The organism is Devosia sp. (assembly GCF_035944845.1).
GTDB lineage: Bacteria > Pseudomonadota > Alphaproteobacteria > Rhizobiales > Devosiaceae > Devosia_A.
The window spans coordinates 1-14,215 of the sequence record NZ_DASZAW010000103.1 but is presented as its reverse complement, the minus strand read 5'-3'; the positions used below and the strand labels follow the sequence as shown (position 1 = coordinate 14,215).

General features: G+C 66.5%; 15 protein-coding genes. 3 read left to right on the top strand and 12 right to left on the bottom strand.

Translation table 11 applies throughout. The features are described from left to right. Nucleotides 1–2 precede the first annotated feature (2 nt). Nucleotides 3–1,031 carry a methyltransferase gene (locus VGV07_RS20160; RefSeq protein WP_326870525.1) on the bottom strand — a complete coding sequence of 343 codons (1,029 nt, stop codon included), beginning with the start codon at nt 1,029–1,031 and terminating at the stop codon, nt 3–5. Between the two features lie 227 nt (nt 1,032–1,258). On the opposite strand from VGV07_RS20160, the gene VGV07_RS20155 reads away from it, so the two are divergent. Beyond that, entirely contained in the window at nt 1,259–1,777 is a 519-nt protein-coding gene (locus VGV07_RS20155; protein WP_326870524.1) for a tetratricopeptide repeat protein, read from the top strand. An 81-nt stretch (nt 1,778–1,858) separates the two neighbouring features. Here the strand turns inward: VGV07_RS20155 and VGV07_RS20150 are convergent, their stop codons facing one another. The 6 genes from VGV07_RS20150 to VGV07_RS20125 all read right to left on the bottom strand — a co-directional run bounded on the left by VGV07_RS20150 (nt 1,859) and on the right by VGV07_RS20125 (nt 7,673). After that, nucleotides 1,859–2,089: a hypothetical protein gene (locus VGV07_RS20150; protein WP_326870523.1), complete on the bottom strand. Its 231-nt coding sequence runs from the start codon at nt 2,087–2,089 to the stop codon at nt 1,859–1,861. Nucleotides 2,090–2,097: 8 nt separating this feature from the next. Beyond that, nucleotides 2,098–3,414, bottom strand: a complete 1,317-nt coding sequence (locus VGV07_RS20145; RefSeq protein ID WP_326870522.1) for a type II and III secretion system protein family protein — start codon at nt 3,412–3,414, stop codon at nt 2,098–2,100. A 242-nt stretch (nt 3,415–3,656) separates the two neighbouring features. Then, nucleotides 3,657–4,754 (bottom strand): Flp pilus assembly protein CpaB, encoded by a 1,098-nt coding sequence (gene cpaB, locus VGV07_RS20140; protein ID WP_326870521.1) that lies wholly within the window; start codon nt 4,752–4,754, stop codon nt 3,657–3,659. A gap of 321 nt (nt 4,755–5,075) precedes the next feature. Beyond that, entirely contained in the window at nt 5,076–6,431 is a 1,356-nt protein-coding gene (locus VGV07_RS20135; RefSeq protein ID WP_326870520.1) for a HAMP domain-containing sensor histidine kinase, read from the bottom strand. Continuing rightward, nucleotides 6,428–7,093 (bottom strand): response regulator transcription factor, encoded by a 666-nt coding sequence (locus VGV07_RS20130; RefSeq protein WP_326870519.1) that lies wholly within the window; start codon nt 7,091–7,093, stop codon nt 6,428–6,430. Before VGV07_RS20130 ends, VGV07_RS20135 begins: the two co-directional genes overlap by 4 nt. A 7-nt stretch (nt 7,094–7,100) precedes the next feature. After that, nucleotides 7,101–7,673 (bottom strand): hypothetical protein, encoded by a 573-nt coding sequence (locus tag VGV07_RS20125; RefSeq protein ID WP_326870518.1) that lies wholly within the window; start codon nt 7,671–7,673, stop codon nt 7,101–7,103. Nucleotides 7,674–7,809: 136 nt separating this feature from the next. On the opposite strand from VGV07_RS20125, the gene VGV07_RS20120 reads away from it, so the two are divergent. Then, entirely contained in the window at nt 7,810–8,367 is a 558-nt protein-coding gene (locus VGV07_RS20120; RefSeq protein WP_326870517.1) for a hypothetical protein, read from the top strand. A 101-nt stretch (nt 8,368–8,468) separates the two neighbouring features. Here the strand turns inward: VGV07_RS20120 and VGV07_RS20115 are convergent, their stop codons facing one another. After that, nucleotides 8,469–9,107, bottom strand: coding sequence for a biotin transporter BioY (locus VGV07_RS20115; RefSeq protein ID WP_326870516.1), 639 nt, complete (start codon nt 9,105–9,107; stop codon nt 8,469–8,471). Between the two features lie 66 nt (nt 9,108–9,173). Here VGV07_RS20115 and VGV07_RS20110 point away from each other — a divergent pair, with 66 nt between their 5' ends. Next, nucleotides 9,174–10,097 (top strand): MBL fold metallo-hydrolase, encoded by a 924-nt coding sequence (locus VGV07_RS20110; RefSeq protein WP_326870515.1) that lies wholly within the window; start codon nt 9,174–9,176, stop codon nt 10,095–10,097. Nucleotides 10,098–10,142: 45 nt separating this feature from the next. Here VGV07_RS20110 and VGV07_RS20105 read toward each other — a convergent pair whose 3' ends face one another. The 4 genes from VGV07_RS20105 to pdxH all read right to left on the bottom strand — a co-directional run bounded on the left by VGV07_RS20105 (nt 10,143) and on the right by pdxH (nt 14,109). Beyond that, nucleotides 10,143–10,955, bottom strand: a complete 813-nt coding sequence (locus VGV07_RS20105; RefSeq protein ID WP_326870514.1) for a DUF1499 domain-containing protein — start codon at nt 10,953–10,955, stop codon at nt 10,143–10,145. Nucleotides 10,956–11,092: 137 nt separating this feature from the next. Next, nucleotides 11,093–12,205 carry a M48 family metallopeptidase gene (locus tag VGV07_RS20100; protein ID WP_326870513.1) on the bottom strand — a complete coding sequence of 371 codons (1,113 nt, stop codon included), beginning with the start codon at nt 12,203–12,205 and terminating at the stop codon, nt 11,093–11,095. Further along, nucleotides 12,205–13,392 (bottom strand): DUF898 family protein, encoded by a 1,188-nt coding sequence (locus tag VGV07_RS20095; protein WP_326870512.1) that lies wholly within the window; start codon nt 13,390–13,392, stop codon nt 12,205–12,207. The genes VGV07_RS20100 and VGV07_RS20095 overlap by 1 nt, the downstream gene beginning before the upstream one ends. Before the next feature lie 81 nt (nt 13,393–13,473). Next, nucleotides 13,474–14,109 carry a pyridoxamine 5'-phosphate oxidase gene (gene pdxH, locus VGV07_RS20090; RefSeq protein WP_326870511.1) on the bottom strand — a complete coding sequence of 212 codons (636 nt, stop codon included), beginning with the start codon at nt 14,107–14,109 and terminating at the stop codon, nt 13,474–13,476. Nucleotides 14,110–14,215: the final 106 nt, after the last annotated feature.

Genomic DNA, 14,215 nt, shown 5'->3' with positions numbered 1-14,215 from the left:
GATCAGCCCGCAGGCTTCGTCGCTGCAATCACCTGGAACGGCATATCCAGCACCACCTGGCGCACCGTGTCCACCACGAAGCCCTGCGCCTCGAGCAGCTTGGCATAAGCCGGGGCGGGCCGAAAGAAGGGCAGGAACACCAGGTTCGCCAGCATCGCGAACGGCATCGGCTGATCGAGCGGCAGTTCGGGGGCGCGCTCGACGATCAGCAGCCGCCCACCCGGATCGAGCACCTGACGCGCGGCGGCGATGAAGCGGGCCGCCATATCTTCGGGCCAATCATGTAGCACCGACTTGAACACGACGGTATCGACCGGCCCAGGCAGGTGCTCGCGGCGGATGTCCCGCGGCACGAACGCCACCCGCTCGGCGCCCGGCCGGTTGGCGATATTGAGCGCGCCGAGATGGCATACGCCGGGCAGGTCGACGACAGCGGCGCGCAGCTGCGGGTGGGTGGCCGCGACGTGCAGGGCGAACTCGCCGCTGTTGCCGCCGACGTCGAGCAGCCGTCGCGTCGCCTCGAGCCCCAATAGCGGACTGAGCAGCGGGCCTTCGTACTTGGTCAGCGCCGTGGTGTAGCCGACCCAGCGCGCGGTGGCCGCGAGGTTCTCCGGCGACATGGTCAGCGCCCGGGAGTAATCGAACAGGCGAAACACTTCCGCCTGCTGCACGAAGGCGCCGGGGTCGGCGAGCAGCAACGGAAAGTGCTCATGCACGTCCTTGGCGATAGCAAGGAGGAACCAGAGCCGGGCTTCAAGCAGGTCGCGGGCCTGAAGCACCCTTCGGAAGCGCTCCGTCAAGCCGATCGAACCAGCCCCTTCGAGCACACCACTGGATTTCAACTGTCCCAGCAGCAAGGCCGATCCCGTCGGCGTCAGCTCGTCGGCATGCGGCAGTTCGCGCAGCTCAAGATTGCGATGCGTAAGCCGATCGATCCAACCGAGCGTCAGCGCCCGCTCCAGGGCCCGTGCCCCCAACTCGGACGCAAGCACTGCATCGACACCCCTGAAAGGTTCAGCCGCCCCGTTCATGGTTCCCCCACCGCCAGTGGAGGCAACCTACTGCAGGGACCGTCTGGCATCACGACATTCTTGGCGTTCCACCGGACCATGTTCTGGCCGGCTCTTGTGCAGTAACGCACCGTTAAGCCTGATTGCCGGCTGCTGGCCGGCATTTACCAAGCGTAATCCCTGTGGTGCCTAGCGTTGTCCCTCAAGTCACGGCCTGCAGAAGCGGGCCTCTCGATGGGGGCATTGAGATGAAGCGCCGGATCGGCAGGTTGTTTCGCCATGGGCTGCTTGCCGCAGCTATCGTCGCTTTGCCGCTCAGCGGCTGCAGTTCGGCAGGGATGAGCAGTTTCGGCAGCAACAAGCTGGCCGTTGCCGAGATCTCCAACATCGAAACCTACACTGCCGACGGTGCCCTGGCCGAAGCGCGGGCGCATTTCCGCAACGACAATTTCGGGTACTCGGCGGCGTTCTACAAACGCGCGGTGGAGCTCGCTCCCACCAAGGCCGAGGGCTATGTCGGGCTCAGCGCCTCCTACGACCGGCTCGGCCGGTTCGACCTGTCGGACCGGGTCTATGCCTCGCTCTACCAGATGACCGGCGGTACGGCGCAGTATTACAACAATGTCGGCTATTCCTACCTGTTGCGCGGCAGCCTCAAGGAGGCGCTGAAGAGTTTCCGCAAGGCGCAAAAGCTCGAGCCCGACAACCTGGTGGTCGCCAACAACATCCAGATCCTCGAGCGCGCCGCCGCCGAAGCGCGCGCCTGAACGGTCGAATCGCACAAGCAAAGGGCGGGTGGTCGCTCAGACCCCCGCCCTGCTTGTTACCTCGTCTGCGCCGCCCCGGGTCTATTCGGCGGGGACGGCCGCCGGGTCGACGAGCGCGCCGTTCCGACCCAGCCCCTTGGTCCGGTACATCGACGCCTTGGTCGGGTTGGTGGTCTCGCGCGCCAGGTTCGCTTTCACCGCGTCGCCCGCGCTGTAGGCCACCCGATCGGTGCGCTGACGATAGTCGTAGGTGCAGCCGGGGAGCGCCGCGAGTATGGCAAGTACGGCGGCAGCGCGCAGGGCGTTGAGCATGGCCGGGCTCAATTGCCGCTCCCCAGATCTATGATGTAGCCGTAGGGACCGATGACGCCGTTGCCGGTCTGAAAGCTCTTCAGCATCTTGGGCGTCACTTCCATCTGGCTGAGCGCAAAGAACTCGAGGTCGTTGGCCGGCTGGGTGGCGTCGAGCGGGGTGGCGGCGATCTGGCCGGGAACGCTCGGTTGCACCAGACGGGGCGTGACGATCACCACCAACTCGGTGTCGTGCTTCTGGAAGCTCGACGACTTGAACAGCGAACCGAGGATCGGCACATCGCCCAACCAGGGCAACTGGTTCTGGTTGAGGTTGGTGTTGGATTGCAGGAGCCCCGCCACCGAGAAGCTCTGGCCGTCGCGCAGCTCGACCGTGGCATCGAGGTTGCGGGTGTTGAACACGGGATCGCCCGAGGTGGTGAAACCGTTGATGCCGCTGACTTCCGGCGTCAGGTGAATCTGGATGCGATCGTCATCGAGCACGGTCGGCTGAAACACCAGCCGCACGCCGAAATCGCGATATGTGAGCGTGGCGTTGCCGTTCGGATCGGCGACCCGGATCGGCACCTGGCCGCCGGCGAGGAAGCTGGCGCTGACGCCGGAAAGCGTGGTGAGGTTCGGTTCGGCCAGGGTGCGCACCAGGTGCTTGCCCTCGAGCGCGTTGATCGTCGCAGTGAGGTTGATGCCGCCGCCGGTCGAGATGATGTTGGTGACGAACGAGGCAAACGAGTTGGGCGCCGGGTTGTTGGGGCCACCCTTGATGCTGGTGGTGACGCCGCCGACGCTGCCGCCCCACTGGATGCCCAGTTCACGGCCGGCGTCGCGCTGTGCCTCGAGGATACGGACCTCGAGGTTGACCTGCTGGCCGCCGCTGACCGTCATGGTGTTGATGACTGCCGGACTGCCGTACTGGGCGACGATATCGAGCACCTTCTGCATGGTGACCGCATCGGTGACCGAGCCACCCAGCCTTACCCGACCGTTGACCGAGCTGACCTTGACGTTGGAACTGGGAACCGCATCGCGGATGGAGCGGGCGATGTCGGCCGTGTCGACGCCGACTTCGACGGCGAGCAGCCCGACCGGCGCGCCATCGGCGGAAAACAGGTTGACCGTGGTGGTCCCGAACCCCCGCCCGACCAGGTACAGCGACTTGTCGGTGATCGGCTGCGCATCGGCAATCGCCGGGTCGGCCGAAACGATCTTGCCCACCGCATCGGAGATGACGACGGTCACCGCCTGCGACACCGGCAGCTTGATCCGCATCACCGAGGTGGTCTTCAGGTCGTAGTTGACGGTTTGGGCCAGCGCGGGAACCACGCCCACGCAAAGGGCCGCAAGCACGACCGCAAGGCCGAGCCCCGCTCCCGATCGCTTCGCCGTCTCAACGAACCGTCGAAGTGCTCTAAGTGACTGGGACAGCAGCGTTCTGCCGAAGTCCCGGTATGCCGTCATGTTGGTCATCTTTGCTAACGTTCTCAAGCAACCCGCAAAGTTCTAGCAGGGCCGGGTCAACGGCGATTTAACGGCAGGGCGAGTGGAGTGCGGCGCGACCGCCGCCTGACCGGTCATCTGGTCCAGAACGGGCTGGTAACGCGGATCGCCTGATTGGCGCTGCGATCGTCAGCCGCCGCCGCTTCGGCGGTGTCGACGAAGGGACGCAGCACCAGCGTCAGCCGGCCCAGCGCGGTGGCGTTGATGATCACCTCCGATTGGCCCGGATCGAGCTGCAGCGTGGCGATCGCCTCGTCAGCGAAGATCTCGGCCCGCGGGTTCTCGGGATCGGTGGCGGCGCCGGTGCTGCCGGTTTCGCCGAGCCGGGTGTTGATCGCGAGGACGCGCACGTTGCGCAGGATGGTGTCCGAGACCTGGGTCTGAGGACTATCCGACTGGCCGATGCTGCGGGTGAGGACGACGTCGACCCGGTCGTTGGGGACGACGAAGCCACCGGAAGCCGAGGCAGCGGAGACGGTGACCGAGACACCGCGGGTGCCGCTGTCGAGCACTGCCGAGAGGTACCCGTCGCTGGCCAGCGCCAGCTTGTCGGCACGGATCGGCTCGCCCGCAAAGAACTCGAAGCGCGCCACGGCGCCGCTCATTTCGGCGATGGCATCGGGCTTGGCCTCGACGGTGATGTACTCGGGTCGTACCGAGCCCTCCGGCCAATCGACCCATTCGACCGATGCCGCGCTCAGGCGCTGGCCGAGGCCGATGCCGGCCTTGGCGGCAAGGACGCGAACGCGCGCTTCCTGCACCACTTCGGTCACCGGTTCGGCGACCGGCTGGGCCGCCGGCTGGTTGGTCTGGGTGGTGAGGTAGGCGGCGAGCCCGCCGGCGATCAGCGCCACGGCGAGCAGGGCCAGACGGGACGGGGGAACCTTCCAGCGCCAACCGGTACGCGGCGGCGGTGGCGCGGCCTTGCGGCGATCGCCGCCTTTGCGGCGATCCGTATTGGTGACGACGGTCTGCAGCGCTTCGTTGCGCCAGGCATCGAGGTTGCGACGTTCGGTTTGATTGGGGGGCGGCGTCCAGGTCACCTCGGCGAGCACCTTGTCCAGTTGCTCCGGATCGGCCCGCTGCGCTGCGGTGCGCGGCAGTTCGGGCCGCAGGGCCTCCTGGATTTCGCCGTCATCCTTGAGAGCGATCGTTTGTGTACGCCGAAGCACGCGTTCCTCGCTGAGCCGCCAGACCCTTGGCACTACCGGCATTCGACCGGCCGTACTGGTCTACGCGAAAAGGCTCACGGCTTCGTTCCAAAGCGCGGTGACTTCGAGCAAAGTGGGTAAGGCGAAGTTAACCGTGACACTGATCTGTCTCGGCCCTATCGCACCCACCGGTCATTCCCGCGAAAGCGGGAACCTTCGTTTGCCGAGTGTGCGGCGGGCTCAGAAAACAGAGGTCCCCTGCCTTCGCGGGGATGACGCCGGTGGTTGGGAGGAATCGCCTTGAGACGAAACTGCCGGCGCATCCAAAGCACGAAAAGTGCTCTAGGCGAGCGGCAGGCGCACCGTGGCGGCCAGCCCACCCTGGGCAGCGCGAGCGAAATGCACCGTGCCGGCATTGAGCGCCACCACCTCAAGCGCAATGGCGAGACCGAGGCCTGAACCGCGGCGGCTCTCGTCATGGCGCTGGCCGCGCACGCCGAGCCGGGCGATCTGCTCCTCGGTGAGGCCGGGCCCGTCATCGGCAATGGTCAGCTCGGCAAACGCGCCGTTGCGCCGGCCCTCCACCCGGACCAGCGACCGGCCCCATTTGGCGGCGTTCTCGAGAATGACACCCACCAGTTCCATCAGGTCGTGGCGATCGATATCGACCTTGAGCCCGGGGGCAAGCTGGACTTGCCAATCGAGCTCCTCGCCTTCCTGGGTGCGGCTCAGAACGGCGATGGTCCGGTCGACCGCTTCGTTCAGCGAGGCGCTGAGCTGGTGCGCCCGGGTGCGCATCCTCAGCCGCGACAGGCGCAGCTGATACTCGACCCGATCATCCATCTCGCCGACGATCTCATCGACCTGCTCGCCGGCCTCGGCATGGCCGGTGGTCTGCATGTGGGCTGCGAGGTTGCGCAGCACCGAGAGCGGCGTCTTCAACCCGTGCGCCAGATCCGCGGCGCGGGCCCGCGCGAACTCCATGGATTTCTGCTGCTGGCTCAGCAGCTCATTGACTTCGCCGACCAGCGGCAGCACCTCGGCGGGGTAACGCGGCGGCAGGTTCTGCGCTTCGCCGCGGCGCACCGCCCCGATGCCCTCGCGCAGGTGCTCGAGCGGCTTCAGGCCCAATTGCACCTGCAGCCAGGCCGCTAGGATCAGCGCCACCCCCAGCACTGCCAGGGCCAGCATCAGGTCGCCGCCGAACCGGCGGATCGACTCGTCGAGCAGCGCCCGATCTTCGGCGAGGGTGACGCGAAACAACTTATGGCCGGCATCGGTTGCAAAGCTGACCTCGCGCAGCATGGCCGAGAGCGACTGCCCGCTCGGGCCGGCCAGCGTGCCGAAACGCTCGGCGCCGCCGGGCGCCGTCGCGGCGCCGGTGGCGAGGACGTGATCACCGAGGGACCGCGAGCGCCAGGCATCATCCGAACCCGGCGTCTCGACCTGCCAGTAGATGCCTGACAGCGGCGTGCCGTAACGTGGGTCCGGCAGCGCATCGCCGGGCACCGGCTCCTCGGCCAACGGGTCGATCTGCGCCACCAGCCGGTTGAGGCTGGCGGTCAGCCCGTCGCGCATCGAGCGCTCGACATTGGCGGTGAACATCCAGCCGATGGCGAAACCGGCGACCAGCAGTGCGAGGATGATCCACAGCGCCGCGCCGCCCAGCAGGCGCAGGCGCAGCGAGCGCGGATTCATTCCTCGAGCGTCCCCATATAGTAGCCGAAACCGCGACGCGTCTTGATGATGTCGGTGCCGAGCCGGCGCCGCACCCGGCCGACCAGCACTTCGATGGAATTGGATTCGCGCTCGAAATCCTGAGCGTAGAGATGCTCGGTGATCTCCATCTGCGACACCACCCGGCCGCGCTGATGCGCCAGATAGGCGAACAGCCGGTATTCCTGTGGGCTCAGGCTGATCGGGATGCCGTCGCGGGTGACCTGCATGGCGCGGGTATCGAGCACCAGATCGTCGATCTCCACCCGCGACGAGGCGAAGCCGCCGGAGCGGCGGACGATGGCGCGGATACGCGCCACCACTTCCTCGATGCGGAAGGGTTTGACCACATAGTCGTCAGCGCCGGCCTCGATGCCTTCGACCCGCTCCTCCCAGTGGCCGCGCGCGGTGAGGATCAGCACGGGGCCGCTGCGGCCCGCCTTGCGCCAGCGCTTGAGGATGGTCAGGCCGTCCAAGGTCGGCAGCCCCAGGTCGAGGATGATGGCGTCGAATTCCTCGGTGTCGCCGCGATACCAGGCTTCCTCGCCGTCGGATTCGACCTCCGCAACGAAGCCGGCCGCCTGCAGGGCGGCGGCAAGGGCCTCGGCGATGCGCCGATCGTCTTCGGCAACCAGTACGCGCATGTGACGCTCAGTTCAGATCGAGATATTCACCCGTCTGGGCAAGGAAATACAGCTCGCTCACTTCGCCGGATTTCGCCAGCGCCTTGATTTCATACAGCAGCACATCTTGCAGCGACACTAACTGCGCATCGATGATCTCGCCGTCGGTGAGCAATCGGGCGCGCAGCATGATGTCTTCCATCGGCAACGCCCGGCCGCTGCGCACCGCCTGCAGCGCCGCCTTCTGGCCCAGCGGCTTGCCGGCGGTCTCAAGATCGAGCCCCAGCCCACCGACACCGGCGCCCGACCCGCCCAGATTGATATCGAGGCCGCTATCGTCGCCCCCGAGGTCAAGGTCGACGCCCAGCCCACCGTCACCGCCAAGATCGACGTCGACACCCAGCCCACCGTCACCACCGACACCAACGTCGACGCCCAGCCCGCTGTCGCCACCGAGATCAACATCGACGCCCAGCCCGTCATCGCCGCCAATGCCGACATCGACGCCGCCGAGGCCGCCCAGGTCGAGCCCAAGGTCGATCTGCGCCAGCGCGGCGGATGGGAGGAACAGCCCCGCGACGCAGACAAGTGCGAGCACCAAGCGATGATTCGGACGGGTGAGGAGCATGTCTGGCAGACTACATTCCCGACCCTGACCAATGCCTGACAACGATCTCATGAACGTGTCAGGGCGTATCCGGGAAGCTCCACGACGCAACTGCAACGGAGCCATCATCATGAAAACTCAAACCCTTGCCGCAGCGCTCACCTGCCTCTGCGTCCTCAGCACGCCCACCCTGGCGCTCGACATCGGTGTCGGCGTCTCGCTCGGCGGCAGCGCTTCTGCCTCGTCGGGGGAAGGCGGCCTGTCGCTCGGCGTTGCGACCGATTTCGACGCTACGGCCAGCCTCGGACACGACGACCTCGAGGCAATTGATAGCACGGCGAGCAGCCTCACCGCCAATGCCTCCGCGAGCGCGTCCTTAACATCCGATGATGAGCTGGGCGTGGTGATCTCGCTGATCGAGAGCAGCCACTGGACCGAAACGAGCCTCGCCAGCCTGAGCGAAATCGAGGGCGCCACCTACGATATCAGCGGCTGGATCAATGCCGACAACGCTGCGGCGCTCGACCTGGCGCTCAACGACAATGCCGACGAGATCGATGAGCTCAGGGTGGCGCTCAACTCCAATGTGGCGCTCGGCGCCTGGCTCGCGGCCAATGATAGCTCGGCCGAAGAGGTGATCGCCATCGGCGTCGCCGCTGACGGTTCGCTGGCGGTATTCACCAACTAGCGGTCTTTGGCTTGGTCGCGCCTTGGCGCCCTCAGGGCGCTGGCAAAGAGAAAGGGCCGGTCAGCAGACCGGCCCTTGCCAATTCTGTGGGCGTCCGAGGCTCAGCCCCGCTTGGGCAGCAGCTTCCACACGCCGACCACGCTGACCGCCGCGAAGGCCATTTTCAGCACATCCCACAGGATGAACGGGGCAACGGCGCCGTTCCACGCCGTACCGATGAGGTTCGTGGCATCGAGCCAGCCCGGGAGCGTGGCACCCGACTGCACGATCGCGTTGGCGACGACCAGCAGCCAGGCGAAGCCGAAGGCGAACAGCACGGCATCCGCCAGCAACATGGCGCCGAACAGCAGCACGATGCGGCCCGAAGCGCCCAGATCAGCGGCCCGGCCGATGATGTAGGCCATCGGCAGGTAGCCCAGGATGAAGCCGAAGGACGGGCGCATGATGTAGTCGAGACCGCCGCCGGTGGCGAAAACCGGCAGGCCCGACAGGCCCTGGACGATATAGAGCGCCACGGTGGCGACGCCGATGCGCCAGCCGAAGCCGGCCGCCAGCGCCGCGACGGCCATGGTCTGCAGCGTCACCGGGATGGGCATCACCGGCACCGAGATTTTGGCCGACAGCGCCAGAACAAGCGAGCCGAGCACCACGGTGACCAAGTTTGCCACAAGGCGCGCCGACTGCGATTTGGGCGAGAGCACGCCAAGAACGGTATTGGGCGTGGTGAGCGTCAAGGCCATTGCCAATCCTTCATCAACAGGAGCATTGCTAGCGCCGATTACTAGTCGCTCGCCTGGGAGAGCGCAATGGCTGGCCAGACGCCGGCGCTGAGCTTCAACACGACGTTCGACGCTGAGACCGGCCGCCCGGTGGCGGTGGCCGCCGGCCTCGTACGCGTCACTGCGCCCAATGCCGGCCCCTACACGTTCAAGGGCACCAACAGCTTCATCATCGGCACGGCTCGGGTGGCGATCGTCGATCCTGGCCCGGACGACGACCTGCATCTCGAGGCGCTGACCAGCGCCATCGCCGGACGCCCGGTGGAGGCGATCCTGCTCACCCACACGCACCTTGATCATTCGGCCCTGGCGTCCAAGCTCAAGGCGGCGACCGGCGCTCCGGTCTGGTCTGGCGGCAAGCATCGGCTCAGCCGCCCGGGGCGGCTGTTCGAGATCAATGCGGTGGGTGGCGACAGCGACTGGCGCCTCACCCCTGATCGGGTGCTCGAGGATGGTGAGCAGCTGGCGGTTGACGGCGTGGCGCTCGAGGTGATCGCCACCCCTGGCCATTGCGCCAATCACCTCGCCTTCGGGCTGACCGGAACGCCGTGGCTGCTCACCGGCGACCATATCATGGGCTGGAATTCGACGCTGGTTTCGGTGCCTGACGGCTCGATGGCGGACTACCTGCACTCGCTCGAGAAGGTGATCGGCCTCGGCTACGCGCACTACGTGCCGGCGCATGGCGGGACCATCGAGGACGGCCCCGACCATGCCCGAGCGCTGCTGGCGCACCGGCAGGAGCGCAACCGGCAGGTGGTCGCGGCTGTGAACGCCGGCGCCCGCAAGATCGGTGAACTGTTGGCGACGATCTATCCGCCGCTGGCCCAGCCGTTGCACGGCGCGGCGTTGATGACGCTCAAGGCGCATGTCGAGTATCTGGTCGATCGCGGTTTGATCGGCGCGACCTACGGTCCGTTCGGCACGACGCTGTTTCCGTCGCGGGCTTGATCGGGTTGGGAACGCTTTACCGCACAAGCCGGTGCGAGCAGCGGACTACTCGGCGTCGTCCCCCTCGGGCAGGGGCGGAGCTTCGGTGTCGGGCGCGGCTGCGGCCTGCGGCGCGTCACGCAGCGTCAGTGTGATCTTCTGGTCGAGCGCGACGAGAAACTCCTCGATCCGCTTGCCGTTCTCGCCGAAATCATGGAAGCCGCCGAGCGGCACCGAGCGCATGTCGATAACCGAACCCAGCGCGGTGCCGGCGACTCGGATCGCCACCTCGTCACGCCAGCCGAACAGCGTCACTGCGATGGCATTGATCTGGCCGATATCGAGCGCAGTCGGCGGCGCGCGGCGAGTGCGCACGTCCCAACCGCGGGCCTCGACCAGACCATCGACGATGGCGAACATTTCGGTGGCATCCACCGGATAGCTGCGAGTCTGGGCATTTGGGAAGATGGCCGCGATCTCGTCGCGCAACGGGCTACCGGTCGGCGCCACGCGCACCGGCGAGACCAGCGGCAGCGGATCGGCGCTGTCGGTCGTCACCTCGTCGACCATCGGGTAACGCATCGCCTCATAGCCGAGATAGGCGAAAGGCAGCAGGCAGACGATGCCGAAGAACAGCCCCCACCCCGCCTTGCTCCAGCCCTGGTCGCCGGTGATCCACAGCCGCCCGAAAGCCCCGAGCGCCAGGAACACCGCCAACGCCGCAACGCCTGCCGCGACGGCCTCGACGACGGTAAAGTCGGCGCTGGTGATCAACTGTTCGCGGTGCAGCAGCACCGGAATGATGGTGAGCGGCAGCGCCAGACTGCCGAAGCGCCGGGCCCAGATCGCCCATTTCGAGGTGCGGATGAGAATGCGCATCGTGCCGGCCGGAACTGCTGGAGAGCTAAGGGATAAGCACGGCGCGCCGCTTCGTGCAAAGCCTCGCAGAAGAAAGTTGTTGAGGGCGGTGGCCCAGGCATATCAAGGCGATGTGCTCAGACATCAAAGTGGTGTGCCTAGCACATCGACTTGATCGATTGCCATTCGATGTCGGAGAACGCCGGACGGGTGATCGCCGGCGCCACCTCGAGCGCTTCCAGCGCGGCGCGGCGCTCGTCGGTCAAGGGATGGGTGCTGAGCAGGGCCAGGCTGCGCGTCATCGTGGTGTCCTCCGCAACCAGCCCGAGTAGGTCGGCCAGGGCCTGCGGTGAAAAGCCCAGGCGGTTGCCCGCAGCTCCGGCGAAGGCGTCGGCCTCGTGTTCCGCCTCGCGGGAAAAGCGGCTGTCGATCAGCGTTGCGCCGGCGGCCGCGGCAACCGACAGGTTGGTCATGTCGCCGAGCACGAAGCCGACCAGCAGGCCGGTGGCCGAACTTTCGATCAGCATCTCCATGCCGTGCCGGTGGACGACGTGGCCGAGCTCATGGGCGAGGACGCCGGCGAACTCGTCGGCCGTCTCGGTGCGCTCGAGCAGGCCGGAGAAATAGTACACCTGGCCGCCCGGCAGGGCGAAGGCATTGGTCAACGGCGACCGAACGATGGTTACTCTGGGGGTGAAGGGCGAGGCGGTCCCTGCCATCACTTCGGCCGCGAAACGGTCGATGGCGCGATTTGCCTGACTGAACTCCGAACCGCAGGCCTCGAAGCGGCGGCCGTTGCCCAGCATTGCCTCGATCTGCAGGCGGGCGCCTTCGCCGAGGCGGATCTCCCAGGCCGGCGGCACCAGATTGGTAGCACTGTCGGCCAGCACCGGAACGCCGAACACATAGGCTGCTATCACCGAGACGAGCGCCGCCACGGCGCCCGCGAGGACGCGTCGCTGTTGCCCGCGCTCCAGCCGCGATCGGCGACCGAGGCCGGGGATTGCCTCGCGCAAGGCGGTGCTCCACTCCCCTGTTGGCAGCGTGAGACGGGCGCCATAGGGCCGATCGGCGGCACCGAGGCGCAGATCGTCGCCGAGCCCCGCCAGTTCGAACACCGAGTCGACCGGCCAGCGATCGAGCTCCTCGCGCGTGTCGCGGTCGGCAATGATGAGTTCGGCCGAGCCGGCATCGCGCGTCAGGGCAAGGGTGACATAGCGGCGCGCTGCCACGAGACCGTCGTAGTAGCGGCCGGTTGGCTCCATCTCCATCAGAACGATCCCACATTGAGCGCATCGGCGAGGCCTTCGCCGGCGAGGGATTTGTCCTCGCTACCCGCCCGGACGGTGCTGAGGCTTTCAATGCCGACAATGGTGGCGCCACGCGCGACCAGCATCCAGTAGCCGCAATCGAGATAGACCTCGGCCATCAGGCTGAGCGCCGCGAGGCTGGCCAGATAGCCGCCCAGCGCGAGCCCCACGCCGATCCAGCCGGCTCGAGCGATGCCGGCAAGCGAGGTGAAGTCGAACTGGCCCTGCACCAGCAGCGTGACGAGGTAGCCGACGAGCCCGATGATGATGAAGGCCACCGTCAGCATGCCGGAGTAAGCGGCGAACTGCGCCGCCAAAGCCCGGGCCTTGATCTCCACCCTGAGGCGCGCCGTGCCAAGCTGCACCTCTGAGAACATCCGGCTGCTCTCGCGGGCGCGATAGTAGAAGAAACCGCCGAAGCCGAGGACGACTGCGAGGAACGGCGCCGCCGCCATGGCCGCACCGCCGGTAAGCAACCCGACGCCCAGCAGGGCCCCGACGAGAACGGCGAACGTGGCATAGGCCCGGTAGAACGGACCCGCGATGGTGCGCCAGGTACCGGTGAAGCCGAACTGGCGATCGCCGTACCAGGTGTTGGTATAGCGGTAGCGCCAAAGGTCGGCGGACATGAACGGGTAGGCCAGCCCGAGCGTGGCGAGGACGAGCATTGACCACAGGAATTGCCGCGTCGCGTAGGCCCAGGCATTGCCCTGCTGATCGAAGCGGATACCGCGCCACAGGGTGCGCGACAGGCGGAAGTCGCGCCCGCGATAGCTTGCATAGCCGAAGAGGAACCAGAACAGGGCCGCGACGACGGCGTAGCCCACCAGCACGACGGGGCCGACCTGGGTCGAGAGATAAAAGAAGACGAAATAGAGCGGCAGGAAGATCGCCAGGGCGAAAAGAAAACCGATCAGCAGCTGCAATGGGGTGCCGGAATACTCGAGCGCGTCGCCGTCGATGCTGGTGTTGTGCCAGTAGAACTGACGCTTCATGGTGGTAACCCAGAAGCGGTAGAGCCCAAGCGTCGGAATCATCAGCAGGTAGCCGCGGACCAGGCGCCAGAACAGCTCGGCCCGCGTACCTGTGAACTTGACCGGCACACGAGTGATCCGCACGTTGCCCAACAAGGTTGCAATACTGCTCACGCCACCGCCCCCACCCGGAGGGCATGTTGCGGTAGTCGCCGCGTTATTGGCAAGCGCCAGGCAATTGCCGGCGCTCAGGATTTACGGATAGAGCCGCTGCCGGGCCCACGACCCGTCCGGCAGGGTGCGGGTGAAACGAACGCGGTCGTGCAGGCGGTTGGCGCCATCCTTCCAGAATTCCATCGCCTGAGGGATGACCCGAAAGCCCGACCAGTAGGCCGGGCGATTCACCGGCTCGTCTTCGCGAAAGCTCTTCTGCAGGGTCTCGACCCGCTCCAGGAGGGTATAGCGGTTGGCCAGCGGACGCGACTGCTTGGACGCATGGGCGCCGATCTGACTGACCCGGGCGCGGGTGGCGAAATAAGCGTCGGCTTCCTTGTCGGCCACCACCTCGACCGGGCCGCGCACCCGGATCTGCCGGCGCAACGTCTTCCAGTGCATGACGAAAGCGGCCTTGGGGTGGGCAAGCAACTCGCGCCCCTTGTCGCTCTCGAAATTGGTGAAGAAGCAGAAGCCGCGCGCGTCGCGCTGGTTCAGCAGCACCATGCGCACGTCGGGCAGGCCGTCGGCATCGACGCTGGCCAGCGCCATGGCGTGCGGGTCGTTCGGCTCGCTTTCCTGTGCGGCGGCAAACCATTCCTCGAACAGCGAGCAGGGGTCGATCGGCGCGGTATCCGAATCATCGAACAGCCGCTCGGTAAGTGTCGTTGCCGGCATGGTTTTACCCTCGTGACGCGCCAGTCTGGACAAGCCCGGAGCGCATGGCCATATAGGATGGCGCGGGCCGCGAAAGCAAATCCCAACCCGCCCCGAATTGAAGGAA

Coding starts and splice junctions, on each gene's coding strand:
- VGV07_RS20160 (WP_326870525.1), bottom strand. CDS start 1,031: ATGAACGGGGCGGCTGAACCTTTCAGGGGTGTCGATGCAGTGCTTGCG.
- VGV07_RS20155 (WP_326870524.1), top strand. CDS start 1,259: ATGAAGCGCCGGATCGGCAGGTTGTTTCGCCATGGGCTGCTTGCCGCA.
- VGV07_RS20150 (WP_326870523.1), bottom strand. CDS start 2,089: ATGCTCAACGCCCTGCGCGCTGCCGCCGTACTTGCCATACTCGCGGCG.
- VGV07_RS20135 (WP_326870520.1), bottom strand. CDS start 6,431: ATGAATCCGCGCTCGCTGCGCCTGCGCCTGCTGGGCGGCGCGGCGCTG.
- VGV07_RS20130 (WP_326870519.1), bottom strand. CDS start 7,093: ATGCGCGTACTGGTTGCCGAAGACGATCGGCGCATCGCCGAGGCCCTT.
- VGV07_RS20120 (WP_326870517.1), top strand. CDS start 7,810: ATGAAAACTCAAACCCTTGCCGCAGCGCTCACCTGCCTCTGCGTCCTC.
- VGV07_RS20115 (WP_326870516.1), bottom strand. CDS start 9,107: ATGGCCTTGACGCTCACCACGCCCAATACCGTTCTTGGCGTGCTCTCG.
- VGV07_RS20110 (WP_326870515.1), top strand. CDS start 9,174: ATGGCTGGCCAGACGCCGGCGCTGAGCTTCAACACGACGTTCGACGCT.
- VGV07_RS20105 (WP_326870514.1), bottom strand. CDS start 10,955: ATGCGCATTCTCATCCGCACCTCGAAATGGGCGATCTGGGCCCGGCGC.
- VGV07_RS20100 (WP_326870513.1), bottom strand. CDS start 12,205: ATGGAGATGGAGCCAACCGGCCGCTACTACGACGGTCTCGTGGCAGCG.
- pdxH (WP_326870511.1), bottom strand. CDS start 14,109: ATGCCGGCAACGACACTTACCGAGCGGCTGTTCGATGATTCGGATACC.